The organism is Pseudomonas sp. KU43P (genome assembly GCF_033095865.1).
Lineage (GTDB): Bacteria > Pseudomonadota > Gammaproteobacteria > Pseudomonadales > Pseudomonadaceae > Aquipseudomonas.
In genome coordinates this window covers 146,742-169,449 of the sequence record NZ_AP019365.1, presented here as the reverse complement: position 1 = coordinate 169,449, position 22,708 = coordinate 146,742, and the positions used below count along the sequence as shown (strand labels likewise).

The window sequence follows — 22,708 nt, the reverse complement described above, 5'->3', positions numbered from 1 at the left end:
GGGCACATGGATCGTCCCCATTCGAGTCATCTGAGAATCGGCCGGTTTTCGGAAAGAAACCGGTTGTACCTACTCACCAGCGCCACATTGCACAGGGCCCCTGTGCTGAGCGGGTTCCACTCAGCCCGCCTGTTGATCCACCAGTTTCGCCAGGCCGAGGCAGAAGGCGCAGCCCGTTCTCTGGCTTGGGTAGTGATGCCTGATCATTTCCACTGGCTTATCGAACTCGGGCCGGTAAGCCTGAAGACTTTGATGCGCCGGGTTAAGTCGCGTAGCACCTGCGTCATCAACCGCTATCAGGGGCGCTACGGACGGCTTTGGCAGAAAGGCTTTCATGACCGGGCCTTGCGGCGGGAAGAGGATGTACAAGAGGTGGCGCGGTATATCGTCCTGAACCCAAAACGGGCGGGTTTGGTTGAGCGACTGGGTGATTATCCGCACTGGGATGCGATCTGGGTTTGACTGGCAGGGCCCAATCGCCGGCAAGCCGGCTCCCACAGGTACAGCAGCGCTGCCAATCCTGTGAGAGCCGGTTTGCCGGCGATTGGGCCTCAAGGCTTGGCGGTATCCTTCCAACCACCACCGAGCGCCAGGAACACCCCGATCTGCCCCAACGCCACCTGGCTGTTCGCCGCGGCCAGTTGTGCACGCACATCGGTATAGGTCCGCGTCGCCTGCAAGTCCGCCAGGAACGACTCACGCCCCGCCTGGTAATACCGATGCGTCTGGTCCGCCGCTTCCTTCGCCGACTTCTCCGCCTCTGCCAGCGCATCGCGCCGGTCGAGCAAGGCGCTGTACTGGGCCAGGCGGGTCTGGGTCTCGCGAATGGCGTTCAGCACCACACCGTCGAAATGCGCCAACGCCGCCTGTGTCGAGGCCTCGGCCATGCGAATACGGGCACGGGTGCCGTTGGTAGGGATGGTCCAGCTGATCTGCGGGCCGAAGCCCCAACGGTTGGTCGAAGGCTCGCCAAGGTTTTCGAGGATCCCGATGGTGCCGACCTGAGCGCCAAAGCTCACGTCCGGGTATAACGCGCCCGTGGCCACACCAATAGTCGCGGTGGCGGCCGCCAGCTGGCGTTCTGCCTGGCGCACATCCGGGCGGCGCTTGAGCAGCGCAGTGCCATCGCCAACCGGGACCAGCTGGTTCAGGTGAGGCAGCTCGGCGCAATCGGCGGTACCGGCAGGTAGCTGGTCCACCGGTTTGGCCAGCAGGGCTGCCAGGGTGTACATGCCGGTCTCTCGCTCGGCCTTGAATCTTGGCAGTTCGGCACGCAGCGACTTGAACTGGGTCTGCGAGCGGGTGACCTGGGTTTCATCACCGCGGCCCGCATCACGCAGACGCTGATTGAGCTGTACGCTCTGCTCCTGCAAGTCGAGCGACTCGCGGGCGATATGGTATTCCTCGTTGGCCGAGCAGACCTGGGTGTAGGCCTTGACCACATCCGCCACCAAGGTGATGCGCGCAGTATCGGCGGCAGCCTGTACGGCGTCGGCATTGGCCTTGGCCGCCTCGGTACCGCGCTTGAAGGTGCCCCACAGGTCGAACTGGTAGGACGCGCTGATGATCGCTTCGCCGATGTTGGCCACTGGCACCTTCTCGGGCAGCAGGAAGGCTTCGCCAGACTCCTGCAAACGTTGCGCGCCGGCCTTGATGCCGCCGTTGAAGCCACCTTGCGACTCGGCCACTTCGACCTGGGCACGGGCCTTGGCGATGTTGGCCGCCGCCACGCGCAGCTCGGTGTTGGCGCTCAGCGCCTGGCGTACCAGTTCGTTGAGGCGCTGATCCTGATACAGCTGCCACCAGTCCTCGGGCACCGGCGCCGACACCACGCTGTCGGCATCCTGGCGCAGCGGGCCGTTGAGGTCGCTGCGCTGTACGGCCGCGTCCTTGGGCACTTCATAGTCCGGGCCGACCATCATGCAGGCACCCAGCGACAGGCAGAAACCCACCAGGATCAGCTGTTTCATGGGTGCTGGCCCTCGATGATCGATACCGTGGCCGTACGCCCGGCGATCATGCGGAAATCTGCCGGCACTTCATCGAAGGCGATCCGCACCGGAATCCGCTGGGCCAGGCGCACCCAGCTGAACGCCGGGTTGACGTTGGGCAGCAGGTTGGCACCGCTGCTGCGGTCGCGGTCTTCGATGCCGGCGGCAAAGCTCTGCACACGGCCGCGCAGGCGGGTGTTGTCGCCCATCACGCGGATGTCCACGGCATCGCCGATGTGGATGCCGCCCAGCTTGGTCTCCTCGAAGTAGCCATCGACATGGTACGAAGCGCTGTCGACCACCGACAGCACCGGGTGGCCGGCGGTGACGAATTCGTGGTTACGCGGGGCGCGGTCGTTGAGGTAGCCATCCACCGGGCTGCGCACCACCGAGCGGTCGAGGTTGAGCTGGGCGGTGTCGACCGCCACCTGGGCCTCGCTGACCGCCGAGCGGGCACGCGCCTCGCGGGACTGGCTCTCTTCCAGCTGCTCCGCCGCCACCAGGTTGCCCAGCTTGCGGTTGCGTTGCGCCTCGCGCGAGGCCTGGGCCAGGGTTTCCTGGCGTTCGCCCAGGGTGGCCTTGGCCTGGCGCAGGGCCAGGCTGAAGCGGTCCTGGTCGATGGTGAACAGCACGTCGCCGCGCTTGACGGTCTGGTTGTCACGCACCTCGACTTTCTGGATCAAGCCAGAAACGTCCGGGGCGATCTGGATCACGTCGGCGCGGATGTGGCCGTCGCGGGTCCAGGGGGCGAACATGTAGTACACCACCATCTGCCACACGAGCACGGCGGCGAAGGTCACTACCAGCAAGGTCAGGACCACACGGCCCAGGGTCAGCAAAGGTTTTTTCATGGCAGCATCAGGCTTCGGCAAAAGTGGTCCACCGCGCCAAGCAGCACGGCATACAAAGCAACGTTGAACAGCGCCCGGTGCCAGACCAGGCGGTAGAAGTGCAGGCGTACCAGCACGGCGTGCACCCCGAGAAACAGCAGGTAGGTGCAGAACATCATCACCAGCAGCGTGGGCAGGAACACCCCACTGATATCCAGTTCACCGATCACAGGGGCGCTCCGTCGAGCCCGGGGGGCAGTTGCGGTTGTTCGGCAGGCTCGAGCATCACCTCGACACCCGGCAACAGCGCCAGGCGCAGGCCGCTCAGGGCATGCAACAGGTGGGTGCGGGCGTCGCCGCGTTCGTACAGTTCATCCAGGTTCAGCGCCTGCCGTGCACGTTCCATGTTGCGCAGCAGTGCGGCCGGAGCATGCAGGCGCTCGCCCGCGCGCAAACAGGCCGCGTAGTGGCTGCCGACTTCCTCGATCACCGTCTGCAGGCGTTCACGGGCCTGGGTGCCGGCCCGCGGCAGGTAGGCCAGCAAGTCGAGCAGGTTCAGGCCCACGCGCACGTCGCGCAGGGCCACGCCGCTGTCCTGGCCAGTCTGCGAGAGGCGCGGCAAGTGCTGCATCAGGCGGTCGAGCATCTGCACGCCGACCTGACGATGCTCGGCCAGGGTGGCCGGCGCGGTCATCTCGACGATGTCGCGCCAGAGGAAACGGGTCATGCGCTTGGCCGCCAGTTCCACGCCGAACGGGCGCATCACCAAGGTCCAGATGAAGGCGAACAGCAACCCGACCGGGCCGGCAAGGTTGGAGTTGAGGAAGGTGAAGAAGTCGGCGTCGTAGGCGCCCTGGATGCTGATGAAGGTCGAGGTGTTGACGATGGTCAGCAAGGTACCCAGGTAGAAGCGCGGCTGTACCGTCAGGGTGCCGACGCAGATGAACGGAACGGCGAAGGCGAGCACCAGCATCGGGAAGTCGTGCAGGTTGGGTAGCACCAGGAACAGGTACAGGCTGGAGAAGATGACCGACATCAGCGTCCAGAAGAAGAACCGGTAGATCTGCGGCGCCGGGTCGTCCATGGCGGCGAAGAAGCTGCACGACACGGCAGCGAGGATCACCGCGCTGGCGCCGTCGTTCCAGCCCAGGCCGATCCACAGGCCACAGGCGACGATGATCGCCAGCACCGTGGAGACCACCGAATAGAGCATCAGCCCACGGTCGAAGAAGGCCGTCAGGCGGCCCAGACGCCAATGCCGATAGACCGCGCGCCAAGGTGTGGCGTCGTCGGTACGCAGGGCGTGTTGCAAGGTGCAGCAGTCCTGCCAGAGGTCGGCCCATTCGGTCAGGCGGTACAAGGCATTGGACAGCAGCAGTTCGGCTTTATGGTCGAGGGCGGCGGCGCCCGGCTGAAGGCGGTCGATCTGTTCGTGCAGCGCCGTCCAGCGCGCCACCGAGGCATTCTCGGCTGTGCCCTTGAGCCATTCGCGTGCCGCATCCAGTACGGGCTGCAACTGGGCGAAGTGCGCCGGGGCGCGGCCTTCGAGGGCGACCAGGGCATCGTCGAGGGCATCGATCACCGGCAGCAGGTGAATCATCCGGCCACGCAGCTCGCGGGCGTTCTTCAGGGTGTGCGGGCCGGCGCCTTCATGGCCGAGCTGGCCGATCATCAACTCCAGCGAGTTGAACGTGGCGACCATCGCGCCACGCATGCCGCCGACCTTGTCGGCAGCCACGTCACGGGCCAGGTAGGTATCGCTGTAGCGGATCGCCTCCTGGAACCAGCTACCGGTTGCGCCGACCACCACCGGTGCCAGGCGCCGGGGCCAGAAAATTGCACCAACCACTGCGGCGCAGACGATGCCCAGGCAGATTTCCTGGGCCCGCGAGGAGGCCACGTCGAATACCGCCAAAGGGTTATCGACCACGGCCAGGGCGATCATCGGCAAGGTATAGCCGGCCAGCATCAGCACGTAGTTGTTGGCCGTGCGCAGGTTCAGCGACAGGTACAGCAAGGTACCTGTCCACAGGGCAATGGCCACCGTCAGCAGCAACGGGGACTGCACCAGTGGCGGCACCAGAAAGATCGCCCCGCCAGCACCAAGCAGGGTACCCAGGGCGCGATACAGGGCTTTGGAGCTGGTCGGCCCGACGAAGGGGCTGGAGACGATGTAGACGGTCGCCATGGCCCAGTACGGACGCGGCAGCTGCATGAGCAGGGCGATGTACAGGGCGATCATCGATGCGGCGAAGGTGCGCACGCCATAGAACCAGTCGCGGGCGGGCGGCACCGAGCTGAAGAAACCGTTCATGACACCCCGCCTGCCGTGCCCAGGCCAGCCGCTTCGAAGGCGCGCAGCACGCGCAGGGTGGCTTGCAGGTCGGCCTCATCGATGCCCTGAAGGACTTCGTGGCGTACCCGCACCAGTTCCGCTTCGATGGCTTCGGCCAGGCGCCGGCCCTCGGCTGTCAGGCTCAGGGCCTTGGCGCGGCGGTCCAGGGGGTCTTCACTGCGGCACACCAGGCCGGCCTTGCACAGCTGGTCGAGCAGACGCACCAGCGATGGGCTTTCCAGGCCCGCGGCCTGGGCCACGGCTACCTGATGCACGCCATCGCCCAGGCGCACGATCATCAGCAACGGCGCGGCGCAGGCCTCGGAGATACCGTAGCTGGTCAGCGCCGCATGGCAGATCCGGCGCCAGTGGCGGGCGGCAACGACCATACCGGTGCTGACCTGCAGGCGCAGGGAGTCAAGGGTCATGTAGAAGAACCAAGGATATTCATAGTTTGCTAACTATCAATATACGCCTTGCCCTCCCCCTGTCGTCAACCGGGGGCGACGGGGGGAATGGATGAATTGTTGTTCATTCTGGAAGCCTGAAGGTGTTTGCGCTGGCCCTATCGCTAGCAAGCCAGCGCCCACAGGTACCCCGCTGCTGTGAGCTAAAGCGGAGTATCTGTGGGAGCCGGCTTGCCGGCGATAGGGCCGCTACGGCTGAACCTGATCCTCGAGCTTCATCGCCAACGCCAGCGTACTGCCCATTTGTACCGCCCGATCCCGCCAGTCCAGGTAGCGCGCCTCATCGCTGCGGCTGAAATGCACCGCCAGCTCCTCGGCCGCCTGCATCACCCCGGTGGCCGCCGCCAGCTCCAGCCAGTACAACCCGGCCTTGATATCCGCATCCACACTCAGGCCATGCAGCAAACGATAGCCCACCTCGAAACGACAACGCGCTTCTCCCCTTTCAGCGCCACGGAAGAACCACTGGTAGCCCTGCACCAGATCGACCTGCCAGCCAAAAGCGGCATCGCACACCTCTTCCTCGTACAGATCGCCAAGCGCAGCTGCCGCATGCAGCATGCCGCGCTCGAAAGCCTGCCGATAACACTCTGCCGCCTGCACGTAGGACGTCTCGACGCCTTTGCCGAAGTAATGCTGCTGGCCCAGGTTGAACCAGGCTGCTGCATTGCCTTGCAGCGCAGCCATACGCAGCAGGTGCCCGGCCAGCACGGTGTCGGCGCGCCAATACTTGCCGTTGAGCCAGATCCAGCCCAAGTCATTGAGCGCCGCCACATTACCTGCCAGCGCCAGTTGCCGCAGATCGGCATACACCACCTGCAGGTCGGCAGCTTCATCCAGCCGGCTGACCAGCAATGCCCGTTGGCTGGGCAACCCGACGCCTGCGAACAGCCGCTGCCGCCTGCGCGGCGGTGTCGGTGCGCAAATGACCTGCTCAGGCAGGAGACGGGCGAGCAGCGAATGGATATTGCTGACAGCAGACATGTTCATCCTCATTGAACGACCCACAGGCCCGACCGCGGCTGTGATGAGGCGTGATTCTGCGTGACGTCACGTCAAAACCTGTCGCGAACGAATCGGCGGGGGCAACCAATTGCGTATTCGTTGATCTGATCGATTCATGGCTAATTGCCATGACCCGATCATGCCGCCATGCTAATGCGGCAAGCCTAGACAAGGACGTTACCTTTTGCCGTTCGCCACCACCCGCGCCACCCTCAGCCGTCAATGGGCAATGCTGCGCCAGCTGCCCAGCCGCTCTCCGGGCATAACCAGCGCCGAACTGGTGTGGCGCCTGCGCGATGTGGGCTTCCATGTCAGCAAACGCACGGTCGAGCGCGACCTCAACGAGTTGTCGCTGATCTTTCCGCTGGAGCGTAATGACAAGAGCATTCCGTTTGGCTGGCATTGGTCGGCAAACGTTGCTGGCGAGTTGCGTGGGAATTTCGATCTGCAGGGGTATTTGCGCGAAGAGTCGCTTCAGCCGGCGCAGGGTGAAGGCTTCGAGATACAGGCCTGGATCAGCGACCCTTTGGCCCGGCAGTTGCGTGAAGCGCCGTTGAGCATTGATATGCAGCTGACAGCACTGGACCAGGGCCATCGGCTGCGGGCCACCGTGGAAGATGGCTGGGCGTTGCGCTGGTGGGTACTGAGTCAGGGAGCAGGCGTAGTGATCGAGCAGCCGAGCCAGCTACGCATGGAAATTGCCAGGACACTCGCTGAAGCGGCAGCACAGTATCAGGATGTCCATTGAGCTTGCTGCTCACCAACCAGCACGTCTCGATTTCCCATGATTAATAACCTGGCCTGCAATCGCGACATGAAGGTAGAGTACAAGCCGCTTATAGCTGAAAGACACTTTAACCCCCTACGAAGAACAGATAGAGCTGAGGGAATCAACTGGGCAAGCTTAAAAGCTTCAGAACATTGTGAGAAACAAAAAATAGAATCGTAGAAGCCATTAACCCTCCCCAAGAGAGCAATATCTTAACTTTCAAACGCCTTGGAAAACGCAATATTTCGGAAGCATCCGCAACGCCTCTGCGGACAAAGATCCAAGGCATCATAAGCATGTTAGCGGCCAAGCAGGTACGCAACACCCTGCCTAAAAGCCCCGCTGATGAAAAATTCAGCTGATTATCACGCACATAACTACACCCTGAAAGCTTTGACTCAATCAGATCGAGATACCTGCATGCAAAATAAATCATAAGGACCACGCCGATCATCATCCAGACTAGCAACATAGACATTATCATTACTTCGGCTGTCGACTTCATTCGAGCGTCCTTTCATACACTATCTCCCCGAGCGCGCCGAACCACTCCTTCCCTAAATCACCTCCGTACTTACCCCCTACAGCACCGCCAATAACAGCGCATGCAACACCGGCACTACCAGCAGAGGGAATACTGAGTGCCACACACGCGGCACTTACTATAGCGCCCCCTATGACCCCTCCAGCAGCGCTGCCAGATAGGCTTCCTGTCAAACCGCTCAACTCGACGTACTTTGCCTTCCTGCACTCATCTTCACGACCTAGGGTACATGCATTGTGAATAGACAACCCGGTCGCCGCCACATCCAATGCAACCCCAATGTATGCCCCTTTCTTGATCAGATTCGCAGCCCTCGCCACTCCCGTTACCTTCTCGGCGTATCCGGAAATCTCCCCGCTACTCAAAAAGCGCTTGGTGGAAAGCTGCAGCAGCCGCTTGATCGATCCTTGGTTTCGTAGACCAGAGCCATAAGCGGCGGTCTTCCCAAGCTGTTCATCCAGCGTGCTGAACAGCACCGCACGCTTGGCATAGAACGCTTCCCGCGCCCTGAATGCACCTCCACTCATATGCTCACGGTGCAGTTGCTCGATCTGTTCCAGCGTCTTCTTGATCGCACCCAGATGCCGAGCCCAGCCATCGCTCGCTGCCCCTGCCCCCATCGATGCATGGGCCAGCAAACTCTGCAGCATCTCGAAGTTCTCCAGCAGAAAACCATCAACGCCCCCGCCGTTGAACACGATGTCATGGTGGATGCCCACCGCCTTGGCCATGAGAAAGGCCTCATGGCTGGTGCAGGATGGTGTGCTCGGGTCACCCACGATCACCAGTTCGCCCGCAAATACCACTGTATTGACAATATGCGCATTCAACACATCGAACTTGGCGCGCTGATTGGCGTTCATCGGCGTGCCGTTCTTGAGCGTGGCGTAGTTTTGCGCCCTGGGATTTATGAAGCTGCGTGCCTCTGACATGGCCATCCCTCACGCAAACTTCTTGTTGGCGATCCGGTCCCAGCCACCGGTCACGTTGCCGCCCGCACCACCATCGACGCGCTGCTGCCGTGTGTAGGTGGTCTTGATACGGCCGTAGTCGAGCTGGACGATTTCGGTCGGCACGCCTGCGTGCGCACTTTGTGCGTAGTCGGCGATGAGCACTTCTTCGAGCACCACTTCGTAGTACTTGAGCTTGTCACTACCGGCCCGGCAGACGACCAGTTTCACTTCTTTCAGATGCTGCCCGGCGCAACTGGCTTCGAGCAGTTTGCAACTGGCACTGTCCAGGTACTTGGTGAAGGTCAGATTGCTCAGGCTGACGCGCCCGGAAGTGGCGCCGCCAGCGGAGCTGGCGGTAGCCGACGTGCTTTAGCTGGTACCGAACGTGTAGCCGAGAATCTCGATCCAGTGGGTGTACTGCTCGTCCTTTGCTTCGCCCGGGATTTCGGCGATTTGAATGTAGGCATCGAAAGCCATGTTCACTGCTCCCTGTAAACGATTGGAGGGGGTGAAGGTCACTTGATGCGACCGTCGCGAGAGGAGAAGGCTAGGCTCGAGGAGGGAGACCCGCAATCGTTTAAAGGAGATCAGCGATAATTTCAGACGTTTCCTACAGATGCACCGATAGCGAGTACCTTGCTGTTTACCGCTGCATCCCCCAGCGCCGCACAGTCAGCCGCTCCAGGGTATTGAACACCAACCCCTCCACCAGTAGCCCGATCAGGATCACCACCGCCAACCCAGCAAACACCTTGTCGGTGTACAGCTCGTTGCGGTTCTGGAAGATGTACCACCCCAGCCCGCCCTTGCCGCTGCTGGCGCCGAACACCAGTTCGGCAGCGATCAAGGTGCGCCAGGCGAAGGCCCAGCCGATCTTCAGCCCCGACAGGATCGACGGCAGCGCCGCCGGCACCAGGATGTGCAGTACCAGCCGCAGCCCTTTGAGGCCATAGTTGCGCCCGGCCATGCGCAAGGTTTCCGAGACGCCGAGAAAGCCCGCGTAGGTATTGAGCGCCAGCGCCCAGAGCACCGAATGCACCAGCACGAAAATCAGGCTGTTGTCGCCCAGCCCGAACCACAGCAGGGCCAACGGCAGCAGGGCAATGGCCGGCAGCGGGTTGAACATCGACGTCAGCGTGCCCAGCAGATCGCGGCCTAGCTGGGTCGACACAGCCAGGCTGGTGAGGCCGAAGGCCAGGACGATACCCAGCACATAGCCCTTGAGCAGGATCACCAGCGACACGCCGACCTTGGCCGGCAGCTCCCCGCTGACAAGGCCGTCCCAAAGGGCGGCTGCGGTCTGCAGGAAGGTCGGCAGCAGCAGGTCGTTGCCCTGGTAGCGGGCGATGCCCTCCCACAGCGCGGCGATCACCACGAGGATCAGCGCCTTGCGTAGCCAACCGTGCTGCCACAGGCGCTGGGCCAGCGGCAGGTTGCGTTCCACAGGCACACTGAGCAGCGGCTCCAGCTGCACCTCGTATTCCTGCCTTACAGGGGTAGTGGTCATGGCTGAAGCTCCTGTCAGTAGGCGATACGGATGTCGTTGAAGCCGAGGTCATCGGCCTGTTCAGGGGCTTGGGCCTCGTCGAACAGCAGCCGATGGATGCGCCGGGCGCTGGCCTGGAAGTCACTGGCGCCGAGGCTGCCGAGGTCGTACTGGTGGCTGTGCACCTCGGCCCGCACGCGACCAGGGTGCGGTGACAGCAGCAGGATGCGGTTGCCGACCACCAGCGCTTCTTCGATGGAGTGGGTAACGAACAGCAAGGTGAAGCGCACCTCCTCCCACAGCAGCAGCAACTCTTCCTGCATCTTGCGCCGGGTCAGCGCATCGAGGGCGGCGAACGGTTCGTCCATCAGCAGGATCTTCGGCTGGGTGGCCAGGGCCCGGGCAATCGCCACGCGCGCCTTCATGCCGCCCGATAACGTATGCGGGTAGGCATCGGCAAATGCCGCGAGGCCAACCTTGTCCAGGTAATGCAGCGCCCGCTCTTCGGCCTCGGCGCGCTTGAGCTGGCCGGAGACCAGCAACGGGAACATCACGTTCTGCTTCACCGTCTTCCACGGCGGCAGCTGGTCGAACTCCTGGAACACCACGATGCGATCGGGGCCGGGGCCCTTGACCGGCTGGCCCTGCAGCAGAATCTGCCCTTCCTGGGGGCTGATGAAGCCGGCCACAGCCTTGAGCAAGGTCGACTTGCCGCAACCGGACGGGCCGAGCAGCACGAAGCGGTCGGCCCGGTCGATTTCGAAGCTGACCTGGTGAGTGGCCCGCACCACGCGCTGCGCGGTGCGGTATTCGAGGCTCAGGTTATCCACCTTGAGCAACGCGGGTGTAGCGACACGGCTCAGGTTGCTGGCCGTGTGGCCTGGCAATGGGGCGGTCATCGGTGGTCAGCTCCCCTGCAGCGGGCGTTCGTCCTGGAAGAAGTAGTCCTTCCACGATTCCGGCTTGTGCTTGATGGCGCCCACCCGGTAAAGGAAGTCGGCGAGCTTGTAGGTGTTCTTCGGCGTGACGGTGAACTCGTACTGCGGGTTGTCGATCAGCTTGATCAGCGCGTCGCGGTCGATCTTGGCCTTGGTCACGCGGATGTAGGTATCGGCGGCGGCTGCCTTGTCCTTCTGGGCGAAGTCTGCGGCTTCAGCCAAGGCATCGACGAAGGCCTTGTAGGTCTTGGGGTTGTCGTTGCGGAATTTCTCGGTGGCGAACAGCAGGGTCGGCGAGTTGGGGCCGAGCAGGTCATAGCTGTTGAGCACCACATGCACATTCTTGTTGGCCAGCGCCTGGTCCTGGAACGGCGGGTTGGAGAAGTGCCCGTTGAGCTCGGTGCCGCCGGCCAGCAAGGCGGCGGTGGCATCCGGGTGCGGCACGGCCAAGGTGTACTTGTCGAGGCGGTTGAATTCCTTGTCGCCCCACTGCTGGGCAGCGGCGTACTGCAGGAAGCGCGACTGCACCGAAACACCCACCGCAGGTACGGCAATGCGGTCCTTGTCGGAGATATCGGCGATGGTCTTCACGTTCGGGTTGCTGCTGACCAGGTAGTACGGGAAGTTGCCCAGCGAAGCCACGGCCTTGACGTTCTGCCGGCCTTGGGTGCGGTCCCACACGGTCAGCAGCGGGCCGACGCCGGCACCGGCGATGTCCACCGAGCCGGACAGCAGCGCATCGTTGATCGCGGCGCCGCCGGAGAGCTGGGCCCAGTCGACATCGATGTCGATGCCCTGCTCCTTGCCATGTTTTTCGATCAGGTGCTGGTCACGCACCACGTTGAGCAGCAGGTAGACGATGCCGAATTGCTCGGCGATGCGGATCTTGCCTTCGGCATGAGCCACGGTGGGCGCCGCAAGGCTGCCAACGACCAGACTGGCGCCCAGGCCGATGCTTGCCGCCAGGCGGCTGATGGATTTGCGCATGATGTATTCCTCAGTCGTCAGAACGGGGCATCGCCCTGGATGGTGGTGCGCAACAGCTTGCGCCGCAGGTGCGCGGGGCAACCGGTGGCCAGGTGGATGAGCGAACGGTTATCCCAGAACACCAGGTCGTGGGGCTGCCACTGGTGGCGGTAGATGTTCTGCTCCAGCACGCTCAGGGCGTAGAGCTGCTGCAGTACATCGCGGCTTTCATCGGCGGGCAGCCCGACGATGCGGGTGGTGAAGCCTTCGCTGACGAACAGCGCCTTGCGACCGTTTTCCGGGTGGGTACGCACGACCGGGTGGATCACTTCCTGAACCTGGGCCAGTTGCTCGGCGGTCAGCGTCGGTCGCCAGTTACCTTCGAACTTGGTCTCGGCGTAACGGGCGGTGTAGGAGTGCGCGGCATCGCGGCCCTCGACCACCTTGCGCAGCGCTTCAGGCACGGCGTCCCATGCTTTGTGCATGTCGGCGAACAGGGTGTCGCCACCTTCGCTGGGCAATTCCTGCGCGTGGAGCATGGAGCCGAGGCTTGGGAGTTCTTTATAGGAGAGGTCCGAGTGCCAGAACTTGCCAGCATCGCCCAGGCCGATGTTCTGGCCATTCTCGATGATGTTGGAAACGATCAGGATCTCGGGGTGCCCAACCAGCAGGAACTGCTTGAGCACGTGGATCTGCAGCTCACCGAAGCGGCGGCTGAAGGCGATCTGCTGCTGTGGGCTGATTCGCTGGTCACGGAACACCAGCACGTGGTGGTCAAGGTGGGCACGGTGGATACGGCTGAAATCCACGGCATTGACCGGCTTGGCCAGGTCCAGGCCAATGATCTCGGCGCCGACGGCGCCCGAGAACGGACGGATTTCGAAGCTTTGCGGCTGGGCGCTGTCGATGGACGACAAGGCGTTCGAGGCGGCGGACATTGTTCACTCCCACGCAGTGCGCGACTTCATGGCGCGCAACGATCAGAAACGCACGGGGATTTCCCGTGTGGGTTCAAGTCGTGCGGCGCATCGATTGGTCGACGGGTACGCAGTGGGATGAACTATAAAGGCATAAGAAAAATTATTTAAATACCCATAGTGCATATCAATATGACTACCCATGACCCGCCAGGGAGGCCAGTTGATGCCGGCATGGGAAAAACGTTACTTCTGGTGGTCATGTCAATTTCGGTTAATGGCAATCCGGTATCATTTGCCACCTTCAACCAACCGTTTACTCGTGGAGTCGTGCTAGATGAAAGTTCTGACGCTGTTCGGCACTCGCCCAGAAGCCATAAAAATGGCACCTCTGGTCAAGACCCTGGCACAGACTGAGGGCGTCGAAAGTATCGTCTGCAGTACTGGCCAGCACCGGCAGATGCTCGATCAAGTGCTTCAATTGTTTGCCATTCCGGTAGACCACGACCTGGACGTGATGGTCCCGGGGCAAACGCTGAACGGCCTCTTCGCCCGCCTGATGACGCGCATCGATGCCCTGCTCGAAGAGCTGAAACCCGACTGCGTGCTGGTGCATGGCGATACCACCACTGCAACAGCATGCTGCCTGGCGGCCTTTCACCGAGGCATCGCCATCGGCCATGTCGAAGCAGGCCTGCGTACTGGCGACCTGACCCAGCCATTCCCCGAGGAGATGAACCGCCGGGTGGTGGACGTGATGGGCCGCTGGCTGTTCGCCCCCACCGTTACATCGCGCGACAACCTGCTGCAGGAAAATCTGCAAGGGCAGATTCACATTACTGGCAATACCGTGATCGACGCGCTGGACTTGACCGTGCAGAAACTGGACCGTGAGCCGCAGATCGGCGAAGGGTTTGCGCGTCGCTATCCTTGGCTCGATGCACGCCGTCGCCTAGTGCTGGTGACTGGCCACCGCCGCGAAAATTTCGGCGACGGATTCCGGCAGATCTGCCAGGCGCTGGGCCAGCTCGCCCAACGCGACGATGTACAGATCGTTTATCCGGTACACCTCAATCCTCAAGTCCGCGATGTGGTCATGACGGTGCTGGGTGACAACCCCAATGTGCACCTGATCGACCCGCTGGATTACCTGGAGTTCGTGTGGTTCATGCGCCGCGCCTACCTGGTGCTTACCGACTCTGGTGGTGTACAGGAAGAAGCACCCCATCTGGGCAAGCCGGTACTGGTAATGCGCAATACCACCGAGCGCCCTGAGGCGGTGGAAGCCGGCACAGTGAAGCTGGTAGGTACCGACAGCGATCGCATCGTGCAGGCGGTGCAAGCATTTCTGGATGATGCCGGCTTATATGCCCAGGTCGCGCGCAGCGTGAATCCCTATGGTGATGGCAAAGCCAGCCAGCGCATCGTCAACGCCCTGCTGGGACGGCCATTTGAACCTTTTCGTGGGCACTGAAACGGTTTGAAAATACGGGTCGCCGTCAAAAAAACGACGGCGACTTTTTTGCGCACCCCCCATTTATCGCATTGGCATACCAATAAGCACCAAAATATTGACATAGGCACTTTGATATTAGAGAGTACGCATCCGATGTCTTCAGGAAGTGGCATCGCGCTCATAGGAAGGATCCATGGCCTTTCGCGCCCCCAGCTCCTACTGATTTTCCAGAGCCCCACGCAAAGACGTGCGCATTTTCGCGCCTGTCTGCGCACACGTTTGCATGCCTTTTGACGGCTGCCAACGCCACTGAATATTTGCAAGGACTAGATCGTTGAGCCACACGCCTCGCCGTTTGCAGTTCGCCGTTCTGAGCGCTGCCCTGACCTCCCCTCTGCTCGCCCAAGCCACACCTGTCAGCGATGCCTTGCAGGCACTGACAGCACAAGACTGGGTTTCGCGTAGCGTGTCGCTCAAGGACCTGGGGATCACCAACCCGGTAGTGCTCGACCAGGCCGACAACCGCCAGGCGTTTTTCCTGCCCGTACCCAGAGGAGTGGCGATCAGCGAAGCGCAGATCGAACTCAAGGGCCAGTTCATAAAAGGCGAAGAGCAACCTGCAACCCTGCGCCTGGCCGTGGATGGCCAACCCCGCGTGGCCGAACGCGTCAACCGCGCTGAAGGAGATCTGGGCCGCACCTTGCCAGTGGACAGTGGCAAGCACGCCAGTGGCTTCGTCAGCTTCACCCTGGACTGGAGCTCGCCGGTTTCCCAGGACTTCTGCACCCCGCCACGGGCTACAGCGAACGTGCTCACCCTGTCACCGCAGACGCGCCTGAGCTACCGCTATTCCATGTCTGCGCTGAGCAGTCTGGCCGAAGCCTGGAGCTCCCTGCCCGGCGAATCGGTAATACTCGTGGCTGCAGGAACATTGGAGCGCAACAGCTTTGACAGCGCGTGGCGCCTGGGCGTGGCACTGGAGCGCAGCTCGCGCCGTGCGCTGGTCCGCGCATTCCCTCAAGTGGGTGACAACGTTCAACTGGCGGGTGTTGACGTACCGGCCGCCCTGGCAAAAGTCCCGGCGTTTGCAGCACTTGCCGGCAAGCAGTCGCATACGCTGGCCAACCCTGCCGAACTGGGTGCCCTGCTGCTGCTCGACACACCTGCCACTCGCGCTGACCTGGCTATCGCCGATGCCGCGCTGGTCAGTCAGATCAATACCGCCCTGGATGCCCTGGACCAGCAGCTGCAAGGTGACCAGGATGCGCTCGGCGCGCTGGCGCAATGGCGCAAGCAGCGCGCCAGCCTTGCCGCCGGTGCATTGCCAACCCAGCAGATGCAGCTCTTGAGCCTGGGCCGCCAGGCGTTGGTAGCTGTGGCTGCCGACGCTGGCGCCAAGGCCGCCGGTGTGTTCGATGGCCACTGGCGTAACGTGTTGGTGTCGCGCCAGGCAGAGGTCAAGGATGTAGGCGAAACCTTGCGAAACGAGCACGGGCATCTGCGCCTGAGCACTTTGGGCGGCAATTTCGGCACGTTCGATGTGGTAAGCCGCGGTGAGTGGACCGCCACCTTCCCGCTCAGCGCCGTATCGGTGAACGGCCGCATGCCGGGGGAGTTGAACCTCGACCTGGCAGCCGCGCCGGGTGCTGGCAGCACCCCGCCGGTGGCCTCCGTGATCTGGAACAACGTACTGCTCAACGCCGCACAACTGGATGCCGACGGCAGCCCCGAGCGCCTCAAGGCGCGCATCCCCGGCTACGCGATGGGTGTGACCAACACCGTGCAAGTACGCTTCCAGCGCCAGCCCTCCTCGCCACATTGTGCCGAAGTACCGCAAGCCTATCCGGTCAACGTGCTGCCCAGCAGCTACCTGACCTCGGCAGATGCCGAACCCGACGGCACCTTTATCGGCCTGCTGCCGCTGCTGGCCGGCAAGCCTCAGGTGATCGTCAACCCATCGGTCCTGAACACTCCCGTTGCTAGCCTCGGCAAACTGATCCGCCTGGCCAGCGCTGCGTCGGTGTCACCCGTCAATGCCGAACTGGTGTTTGGTGATGGCAAAAGTGAGATAGCGCCAGCAAAACCTTTCCTGGCGATGGACGTTCAACTGCCAGGCGCCAAGCCGGTGCTGGGCGTTGCCGAGCTACAGCGCCTGCAAGCCCAGGGCGATGAGCGCCTGGCCCTCGACCTGCAAGGCCCGCAGGGCCTGGGTACGTTGTCGGTGGTCAGTTCCAGCGGCCAGAACGGTGTGCTGTGGAACAGCCTCGGCAACCCCGACATGGTCCCGCAGGTACCGTTCCTGCTGACCCAGGGCAATGCCGTGGTCGTGGGTGAACAGGGGCCGCTGACCTGGGTCGACACCAGTGATCCAGAGCTCAACCTCAGCGGCACGCCGTTCCATCAGTGGCGCAAGCAATTGGTGTGGGCACTGCCGACCCTTTCCGGCATCGTCCTGATCCTGCTGGTGCTGGGTGTGGTGGCGCGCAGAATGCGCCTGAAACACAAAGGCAAATAAGGCCAGGTAAACGACCATGTCCTCTCTTTACTGGCCGTACCTGCTGGCGGACTACTACCGCATCCTGGAGATCGTCACCGCGTGCGTCGGGGTACTGATTCTGCTCTCCAGCCTCGATGACCTGTTCATCGATATCTGGTACTGGGTACGCCAGACTTACCGCAAGCTGCTGATCCGTCGCAAGCGCTACCAGGCGCTGACGGTGGAGCAGCTGCGCGCCAAGCCAGAGCAACCCTTGGCAATCATGATTCCAGCCTGGCTGGAGTACGACGTGATCGCGCCAATGCTGGAGAACATGGTCGGTTCGCTGGACTACAAGAACTACTACATTTTCGTCGGCACATATTGCAACGATCAGCGCACCATCGATGAAGTGGAGCGCATGCGGCGCCGCTACAAGCAGTTGATACGTGTGGAGGTGCCCCATGACGGCCCCACCTGCAAGGCCGACTGCCTGAACTGGATCATCCAGGCTATCTTCGCCCAGGATGCGCGCATGCCCGAGCCGTTCGCCGGGGTCATCCTGCACGACAGCGAAGATGTACTGCACCGCCTGGAACTGCACTACTTCAACTACCTGCTGCCTCGCATCGACTTCATTCAGCTGCCGGTAACCTCCCTTGAGCGTGACTGGTACGAACTGGTGGCCGGTACCTACATGGACGAGTTTGCCGAGTGGCACACCAAAGACCTGGTGGTGCGCGAAAGCATGTCGCGCATGGTGCCATCCGCTGGCGTGGGTACCTGTTTCTCGCGCAAGGCGCTGCTGGAATTGTCGGCGGAAACCAACAACCAGCCCTTCAACACCGACACCCTCACCGAAGACTACGACATCGGCGCGCGCCTGGCGCGGCGCGGGATGAAGCAGATTTTCGGCAAGTTCCCGGTGGACTATGTGGCCAAGCGAACCACTTGGTTCGGCAACGGCAAGGAAAAGATGGTGGCGGTACATATGCCGCTAGGGGTACGTGAATACTTCCCCGACACCTTCCGCACCGCCTACCGACAAAAGGCCCGGTGGACCCTTGGCATCGGCCTGCAGGGCTGGAGCCAGGTAGGCTGGGAAGGCTCGCTTGCGACCAAGTACCTGCTGTTCCGCGACCGCAAGGGGCTGATCACCTCGTTCATCGCGATCCTTGCCTACGTATTGCTGGCCCAGCACCTGGTGTTTCTGGCCATCAGCGCTACCGGGCACTGGAAGGTGTTCTTCCCCTCGGCGTTCGCACCCAACAGCGGCCTGCTCGACCTGATGTGGGCCAACACACTGGCGTTGAGCCTGCGTATCCTTCAGCGCGCCTATTTTGTCGGCAGCCTGTATGGCTGGGAACATGCCTTGCTGTCAGGGCCGAGGATGATCATCGGCAATTTCATCAACGCGATGGCTGCAGCGCGCGCCTGGCGCCTGTACCTGGGCTACCTGTTCCTCGGCAAGCCGCTGGTATGGGACAAGACCATGCACGACTTCCCATCGGCCGACCAGCTGCAGCAACAGCGCCTGCGTCTTGGCGAACTGCTGGTGTCGTGGCGAGCCATCGATGAAGAAACCTTAGGCCATGCGCTCAAGGCACAGGCCGAACAACACAAGCCTCTGGGGCAGATCCTGCTCGAGCACGGTTACCTGGACGCCGACACGCTCCAGGAAGCGATTCTCTTCCAGCAGGAAAATGGCGAGCCCGAAGCGCCCGCCCCGATGACAGCTCCCACTGCCGCGCCAGCGACAGAGCAGAAGCAGGTTGCCGCACTGACATGATTTCCGTTCGCCCCGCCCACTTGCTGTTCGGTGCCCTGCTCAGCTGCGCCACTCTCTCCAATGCCCTGGCCGCCGAGGCGCCATTGGAAGGTGTGGCCTGGGAGCAGGCCGACCTTGCCTACCGAAGCTATCAGCTGGGGCGCTACCGCGATGCGCTGCAGCAAGTAGACGCCGCCCTCAAGCTGCGCCCTGAAGTACCGCGGCTGAACTTGCTCAAAGTCTATACCCTTCAGAAACTCGGCCGCCGCAATGAGGCCCGCCAAGCCGCCCAGAGCGCCATCAAGCGGGGCGTTCGTGACCCAGGCCTGCAGGCAGCAGTGTCCAACCTGCAAGACACTACCGTCAGCGCAGGCAAGGCGCCGTCAGCAGCTTTCCAGCGGGGCTTTCCGCTCGCCACCAAGGCCTACGCTGCCTATAACGCCGGTAACATGCCCGCAGCCGAGCACGATGCCGAGCGGGCCTTCCGTATCGACCCGAGCCAGGGCGCGTGGGCCTTGCTCTGGCTCGACAGCCTCGAGGCACAACAGCGTTGGCCGGAGGCGGCGCAGGCTGCTGGCACGGCAATCAGCCTGGGCGCGCCCAACACCAGTGACCTGGAAGCACGCCGCCAGACGCTGAACCGCCGCATGGCCGTACGTCCCGCCGAACAGGCCTACCAAGCGCTGATCGCCAACCGCCCGGGCGATGCCGTACCTCTGGCCCATGAAGCGGTACGCCTGGCGCCGGACATCGCCAGCCACCGCTTGCTGCTGGTAACCGTGCTGCTGCTGGACAATCAGCCCGCTGCGGCCGAACAGGCTGCCAATGAGGCGCTGGAGGCCGATGACGAAAGCACCGTGATGATCGTGATGCGCGGTTACCTGCGCCAATTCCAGGGTAATGCCCAGGGGGCCGATGAAGACTTCGACAGCGCCCTGGCTCAGGACTGGCTCGACGAAGAGCAGCGGCGCAACGTGCGCCTGATTGCCATCGATGCCGCCCTGGCTGGCGGCGACAAGGCCCGCGCCACGCAGTTGCTGGCGCCGATGGAAGCCACCGATGAAGCTGTGGCCAAGCGCCAGGAAGCCATTGCCGATACACGTGCCCCGGCTGCCGCGCTGAACCTGAGCAACTACCCGGCCCCGCGTCAGTCCTGCCAGGACACGCCCTATGGCACCCAGTGCGAACTGCTGCCTGCCGATGCCGGTGGCGCTGCGGGCCCGGCAACCGAAGCCTATGCAGCGTATGCCCGGCAGGACTACCAGGAGGCTATTCGCCAAGCGCGCAAAGCCGCCGAACAAGCCCCGGACAACCTGGAGTTCCAGCGCCTGCTCACCACCGCGCTGGCAGCGGGCAATGCCAGCCAGGCCGCAGAAGCAGAGCAGCGCCTGAGCGACGCCATTGCGCGCACGCCCAGTGACGCCGACCTGCTGATGCAGCGGGGTTACCTGCGCATGCGCACCGCTCAACCCGAGCGGGCGCGCGAAGATTTTCGCGCAGCCCGCGACACTGGCAAGGCGCCGAAAACAGCGATCCTCGATGAAGCCTACGCGCTATCGGCCATGGGTGATAAACCTGCCGCAGTGCGTCAGCTCAAGCACGCAATCGACATGGACGATCACGGCACGCTCGAACTGGATGAACAGCAACGCCACAACACGCGCAGCGCCATCACCGGATTCGACCGAGAGTGGGGCGCAACCGTGACCACGAGCTACCGTGGCGCACGCCCCACCACCACCATCGCCAACGCCGGGCAAAGCTCTGCGGGCGACTCGGTGTTCAGCACTGCGGAGCTTTACTGGCGGCCAAGCCAGTTCAATGACCAAAACGGTGTGCTGGAAGTGTATGGGCGGTTGAGCAATACCTTGTGGGACGAGGGGGGACGGTTCAAATCCGAAGGCGCGATAGACCCGTGCAGCAAGCAGGCAGTAGACGACAACGGCACGAGTGACTCGAAGTCCGTTAGTGGCTTCCCGAGCACTATTGGCTCTCTTGGCGTGCGCTACGCGTTGTCCGACACCGGCTTCACCTTTGGCCTGGAGCGGCGATTCCTCTTGGGCTCGGCTACTCGAGAAGGTACTGCCAACCCTGCCAAGAACAGCGTCAGATGTGAGATCCAGACTGCGATTGCACAAGAGAATGCAAGGCGTGATGAGCAAGGTATCAATCGCATCAACGGCGCATTGATGACTTACAAGCTCAAGGACAGCGCTGGCGGTTGGTTGGCCTATGCCACCTACGGATTCTACCGAGGGACTGAGCTGCGCATGGAGCCCGACTGGTGGACAGTCGATGCATACTCGCAGCTGGGTTATTCGTTGGAAGACAACTCCGCGAAATTCACAATGTACGATGTCGACACTGAAGGGTCGCGGACCGACGAACTCGCTCAAGCTTCAGGTCGACTGAAGCGCCAACAGCTTTTCTTGAGCAACGAGATTCGCCTGGGGCGCAGTTTCCGGCTTGCCGGTATCTCACCCAACCTTGTCCTTTTCCCCCACCTGGTGGGTGCGGCCGATGTGATTTGGCAAAAGGATGAGGCCCGTGATCTCAAAGGGAAAAGCGGCATTTTTGCAGACGACATCGACGGTGAAAGCTTCTCCCTGACTCGCGACCAGGGCTCCTGGTCGATGGCCACCGGCCCTGGTGTCGCCCTGCGCTACTACTTCCGCGAAGACCACTATCACACCCCCCGCTCCTACCTGGACTGGACCGCCCAGTACCGCTTCGCCATCGGCGGCGGTGCCAGCGATCGGGCCGAGGGGCTGTTCATGAACCTGACTCTGTCGTATTGAGGACCACTGCCCATGTTGCCGTCTTCTCTGCTCAACCGCTCCCGTAGAGGCTTGGCCGCAAGCCTGCTGGCCGCTAGCCTGGGGCTTGCTCTACCGCCCGCTCAGGCCGATGACTCGTCGATCGTACTGCGTGGCAACGACGGCTGGCTGTTCCCTGGCTGGGGCAGCCTGACCGAAGTCGACAGCCGCGGCATCGAAGCTTCCACCGCGTTGATCAAGGACGCGCAGCAGGCTCTGGCTGGCCGTGGGGTGCACTTGCAGGTATTGGTGCTGCCCGACAAGACCCGCTTCTACCAGGACAAACTGCCTGCCGGCAAAGCCCTGAGCGCCCCAGTGCAGCAGCGCTATCAGACCATCCTCGCCAGCCTGCACAAGGCCGGCATCAGTGCCATTGACGACGAAGCGGTGCTGCGCCAGGTCAAGGACAACGGCAAGGACGTCTTCTACCGCACTGACCAGCACTGGACCCAAGCCGCTGCCGACGCCACTGCAGTGGCAACTGCCGAACAAGCCAGACGTGACGTACCGGCTCTCAAGGGCAATGCCGGTAGCGGCATGGCGCTGGGCAGCGAGTTCAAGGAGCGCCGCTACGGTGACCTGGCCGAGCGCTTCCTTACTCCCGAGCAGCGCAAGCAGACCGGCCGCGAAACGTTCACCGTACGCCGCCAGGCCGCTGCCAACGGCCTGCTCGACGACGCTCCGGCCCCGCTGCATGTAACCGGCCACAGCATGGTACAGCCCTATTTCGGCTTCCCGCAGAAGCTGTCCAATAGCATCGACCGTCCGGTCTCGGTGAACTGGAAACCAGGCAACGTCGGCCAGTGGATCATGCTGCTGGAATACCTGGAGTCGCCGGACTTCAAGCGCAACCCACCGCAGGTGCTGGTGTGGCAGATGTTCGAGCCCACCTACGCCCAAGGCCCTCAAGCCAGTGGATTGTGGGACAACGCGTCGATCATGAGCACCGATGCCTGGCGCCAGCGCCTGCGCGCGGCGATCGGAAAGTGAA

General features: G+C 62.5%; 18 protein-coding genes and 2 pseudogenes. 7 read left to right on the top strand and 13 right to left on the bottom strand.

What is annotated here, in order from left to right; all coding sequences use genetic code 11:
- The first annotated feature begins 6 nt into the window (after nt 1-6).
- Nucleotides 7-462: an REP-associated tyrosine transposase gene (locus KU43P_RS00805; RefSeq protein WP_317660618.1), complete on the top strand. Its 456-nt coding sequence runs from the start codon at nt 7-9 to the stop codon at nt 460-462.
- An 89-nt stretch (nt 463-551) separates the two neighbouring features.
- Here the strand turns inward: KU43P_RS00805 and KU43P_RS00800 are convergent, their stop codons facing one another.
- The 6 genes from KU43P_RS00800 to KU43P_RS00775 form a co-directional block, all read right to left on the bottom strand.
- Nucleotides 552-1,970 carry an efflux transporter outer membrane subunit gene (locus tag KU43P_RS00800; RefSeq protein WP_317660617.1) on the bottom strand — a complete coding sequence of 473 codons (1,419 nt, stop codon included), beginning with the start codon at nt 1,968-1,970 and terminating at the stop codon, nt 552-554.
- On the bottom strand, nt 1,967-2,842 hold the full coding sequence (locus KU43P_RS00795; RefSeq protein ID WP_317660616.1) for an HlyD family secretion protein: 876 nt from the start codon (nt 2,840-2,842) through the stop codon (nt 1,967-1,969). The genes KU43P_RS00800 and KU43P_RS00795 overlap by 4 nt, the downstream gene beginning before the upstream one ends.
- Nucleotides 2,839-3,051: a DUF1656 domain-containing protein gene (locus tag KU43P_RS00790; RefSeq protein ID WP_054902446.1), complete on the bottom strand. Its 213-nt coding sequence runs from the start codon at nt 3,049-3,051 to the stop codon at nt 2,839-2,841. Before KU43P_RS00790 ends, KU43P_RS00795 begins: the two co-directional genes overlap by 4 nt.
- Nucleotides 3,048-5,135: an FUSC family protein gene (locus KU43P_RS00785; protein WP_317660615.1), complete on the bottom strand. Its 2,088-nt coding sequence runs from the start codon at nt 5,133-5,135 to the stop codon at nt 3,048-3,050. Before KU43P_RS00785 ends, KU43P_RS00790 begins: the two co-directional genes overlap by 4 nt.
- Nucleotides 5,132-5,584 carry a MarR family winged helix-turn-helix transcriptional regulator gene (locus KU43P_RS00780; RefSeq protein WP_317660614.1) on the bottom strand — a complete coding sequence of 151 codons (453 nt, stop codon included), beginning with the start codon at nt 5,582-5,584 and terminating at the stop codon, nt 5,132-5,134. The genes KU43P_RS00785 and KU43P_RS00780 overlap by 4 nt, the downstream gene beginning before the upstream one ends.
- A 228-nt stretch (nt 5,585-5,812) precedes the next feature.
- Nucleotides 5,813-6,607 (bottom strand): tetratricopeptide repeat protein, encoded by a 795-nt coding sequence (locus KU43P_RS00775; protein ID WP_317660613.1) that lies wholly within the window; start codon nt 6,605-6,607, stop codon nt 5,813-5,815.
- Between the two features lie 205 nt (nt 6,608-6,812).
- On the opposite strand from KU43P_RS00775, the gene KU43P_RS00770 reads away from it, so the two are divergent.
- Complete coding sequence (locus tag KU43P_RS00770; protein WP_317660612.1) at nt 6,813-7,376, top strand: WYL domain-containing protein; 564 nt, start codon at nt 6,813-6,815, stop codon at nt 7,374-7,376.
- A gap of 142 nt (nt 7,377-7,518) precedes the next feature.
- Here the strand turns inward: KU43P_RS00770 and KU43P_RS00765 are convergent, their stop codons facing one another.
- The 7 genes and pseudogenes from KU43P_RS00765 to KU43P_RS00735 all read right to left on the bottom strand — a co-directional run bounded on the left by KU43P_RS00765 (nt 7,519) and on the right by KU43P_RS00735 (nt 13,222).
- On the bottom strand, nt 7,519-7,902 hold the full coding sequence (locus tag KU43P_RS00765; RefSeq protein WP_317660611.1) for a hypothetical protein: 384 nt from the start codon (nt 7,900-7,902) through the stop codon (nt 7,519-7,521).
- Nucleotides 7,899-8,873 carry a hypothetical protein gene (locus tag KU43P_RS00760; RefSeq protein WP_317660610.1) on the bottom strand — a complete coding sequence of 325 codons (975 nt, stop codon included), beginning with the start codon at nt 8,871-8,873 and terminating at the stop codon, nt 7,899-7,901. The genes KU43P_RS00765 and KU43P_RS00760 overlap by 4 nt, the downstream gene beginning before the upstream one ends.
- A 9-nt stretch (nt 8,874-8,882) precedes the next feature.
- Nucleotides 8,883-9,371 (bottom strand): annotated as a pseudogene (locus KU43P_RS00755) (Hcp family type VI secretion system effector).
- A gap of 166 nt (nt 9,372-9,537) precedes the next feature.
- Nucleotides 9,538-10,401: an ABC transporter permease gene (locus KU43P_RS00750; RefSeq protein WP_317660609.1), complete on the bottom strand. Its 864-nt coding sequence runs from the start codon at nt 10,399-10,401 to the stop codon at nt 9,538-9,540.
- A 14-nt stretch (nt 10,402-10,415) separates the two neighbouring features.
- Entirely contained in the window at nt 10,416-11,279 is an 864-nt protein-coding gene (locus KU43P_RS00745) for an ABC transporter ATP-binding protein (protein WP_317660608.1), read from the bottom strand.
- Between the two features lie 6 nt (nt 11,280-11,285).
- On the bottom strand, nt 11,286-12,305 hold the full coding sequence (locus KU43P_RS00740; protein ID WP_317660607.1) for an ABC transporter substrate-binding protein: 1,020 nt from the start codon (nt 12,303-12,305) through the stop codon (nt 11,286-11,288).
- 17 nt (nt 12,306-12,322) lie between these two features.
- The gene (locus KU43P_RS00735) at nt 12,323-13,222 is read right to left on the bottom strand and encodes a TauD/TfdA dioxygenase family protein (RefSeq protein ID WP_317660606.1); all 900 of its coding nucleotides are present in this window, start codon (nt 13,220-13,222) and stop codon (nt 12,323-12,325) included.
- 316 nt (nt 13,223-13,538) lie between these two features.
- Here KU43P_RS00735 and wecB point away from each other — a divergent pair, with 316 nt between their 5' ends.
- From wecB to KU43P_RS00710, 5 genes and pseudogenes are all read left to right on the top strand, one after another.
- Complete coding sequence (gene wecB, locus KU43P_RS00730; protein ID WP_317660605.1) at nt 13,539-14,675, top strand: non-hydrolyzing UDP-N-acetylglucosamine 2-epimerase; 1,137 nt, start codon at nt 13,539-13,541, stop codon at nt 14,673-14,675.
- Nucleotides 14,676-14,991: 316 nt separating this feature from the next.
- The gene (locus tag KU43P_RS00725) at nt 14,992-17,172 is read left to right on the top strand and encodes a hypothetical protein (RefSeq protein ID WP_317660604.1); all 2,181 of its coding nucleotides are present in this window, start codon (nt 14,992-14,994) and stop codon (nt 17,170-17,172) included.
- A 16-nt stretch (nt 17,173-17,188) separates the two neighbouring features.
- Nucleotides 17,189-18,835 (top strand): annotated as a pseudogene (locus tag KU43P_RS00720) (glycosyl transferase family protein); the annotation flags it as partial.
- An 83-nt stretch (nt 18,836-18,918) separates the two neighbouring features.
- Nucleotides 18,919-21,699 (top strand): NfrA family protein, encoded by a 2,781-nt coding sequence (locus KU43P_RS00715; protein ID WP_317660603.1) that lies wholly within the window; start codon nt 18,919-18,921, stop codon nt 21,697-21,699.
- 12 nt (nt 21,700-21,711) lie between these two features.
- Nucleotides 21,712-22,707, top strand: a complete 996-nt coding sequence (locus tag KU43P_RS00710; protein ID WP_317660602.1) for an alginate O-acetyltransferase AlgX-related protein — start codon at nt 21,712-21,714, stop codon at nt 22,705-22,707.
- The last annotated feature ends 1 nt before the right edge of the window (nt 22,708 follow it).

Bases quoted from the DNA above. Each gene is read 5' to 3' on its own strand.
- KU43P_RS00805 (WP_317660618.1), top strand. From the start codon at position 7: ATGGATCGTCCCCATTCGAGTCATCTGAGAATCGGCCGGTTTTCGGAA.
- KU43P_RS00800 (WP_317660617.1), bottom strand. From the start codon at position 1,970: ATGAAACAGCTGATCCTGGTGGGTTTCTGCCTGTCGCTGGGTGCCTGC.
- KU43P_RS00795 (WP_317660616.1), bottom strand. From the start codon at position 2,842: ATGAAAAAACCTTTGCTGACCCTGGGCCGTGTGGTCCTGACCTTGCTG.
- KU43P_RS00785 (WP_317660615.1), bottom strand. From the start codon at position 5,135: ATGAACGGTTTCTTCAGCTCGGTGCCGCCCGCCCGCGACTGGTTCTAT.
- KU43P_RS00780 (WP_317660614.1), bottom strand. From the start codon at position 5,584: ATGACCCTTGACTCCCTGCGCCTGCAGGTCAGCACCGGTATGGTCGTT.
- KU43P_RS00775 (WP_317660613.1), bottom strand. From the start codon at position 6,607: ATGTCTGCTGTCAGCAATATCCATTCGCTGCTCGCCCGTCTCCTGCCT.
- KU43P_RS00765 (WP_317660611.1), bottom strand. From the start codon at position 7,902: ATGAAGTCGACAGCCGAAGTAATGATAATGTCTATGTTGCTAGTCTGG.
- KU43P_RS00760 (WP_317660610.1), bottom strand. From the start codon at position 8,873: ATGTCAGAGGCACGCAGCTTCATAAATCCCAGGGCGCAAAACTACGCC.
- KU43P_RS00750 (WP_317660609.1), bottom strand. From the start codon at position 10,401: ATGACCACTACCCCTGTAAGGCAGGAATACGAGGTGCAGCTGGAGCCG.
- KU43P_RS00745 (WP_317660608.1), bottom strand. From the start codon at position 11,279: ATGACCGCCCCATTGCCAGGCCACACGGCCAGCAACCTGAGCCGTGTC.
- KU43P_RS00740 (WP_317660607.1), bottom strand. From the start codon at position 12,305: ATGCGCAAATCCATCAGCCGCCTGGCGGCAAGCATCGGCCTGGGCGCC.
- KU43P_RS00735 (WP_317660606.1), bottom strand. From the start codon at position 13,222: ATGTCCGCCGCCTCGAACGCCTTGTCGTCCATCGACAGCGCCCAGCCG.
- wecB (WP_317660605.1), top strand. From the start codon at position 13,539: ATGAAAGTTCTGACGCTGTTCGGCACTCGCCCAGAAGCCATAAAAATG.
- KU43P_RS00715 (WP_317660603.1), top strand. From the start codon at position 18,919: ATGATTTCCGTTCGCCCCGCCCACTTGCTGTTCGGTGCCCTGCTCAGC.
- KU43P_RS00710 (WP_317660602.1), top strand. From the start codon at position 21,712: ATGTTGCCGTCTTCTCTGCTCAACCGCTCCCGTAGAGGCTTGGCCGCA.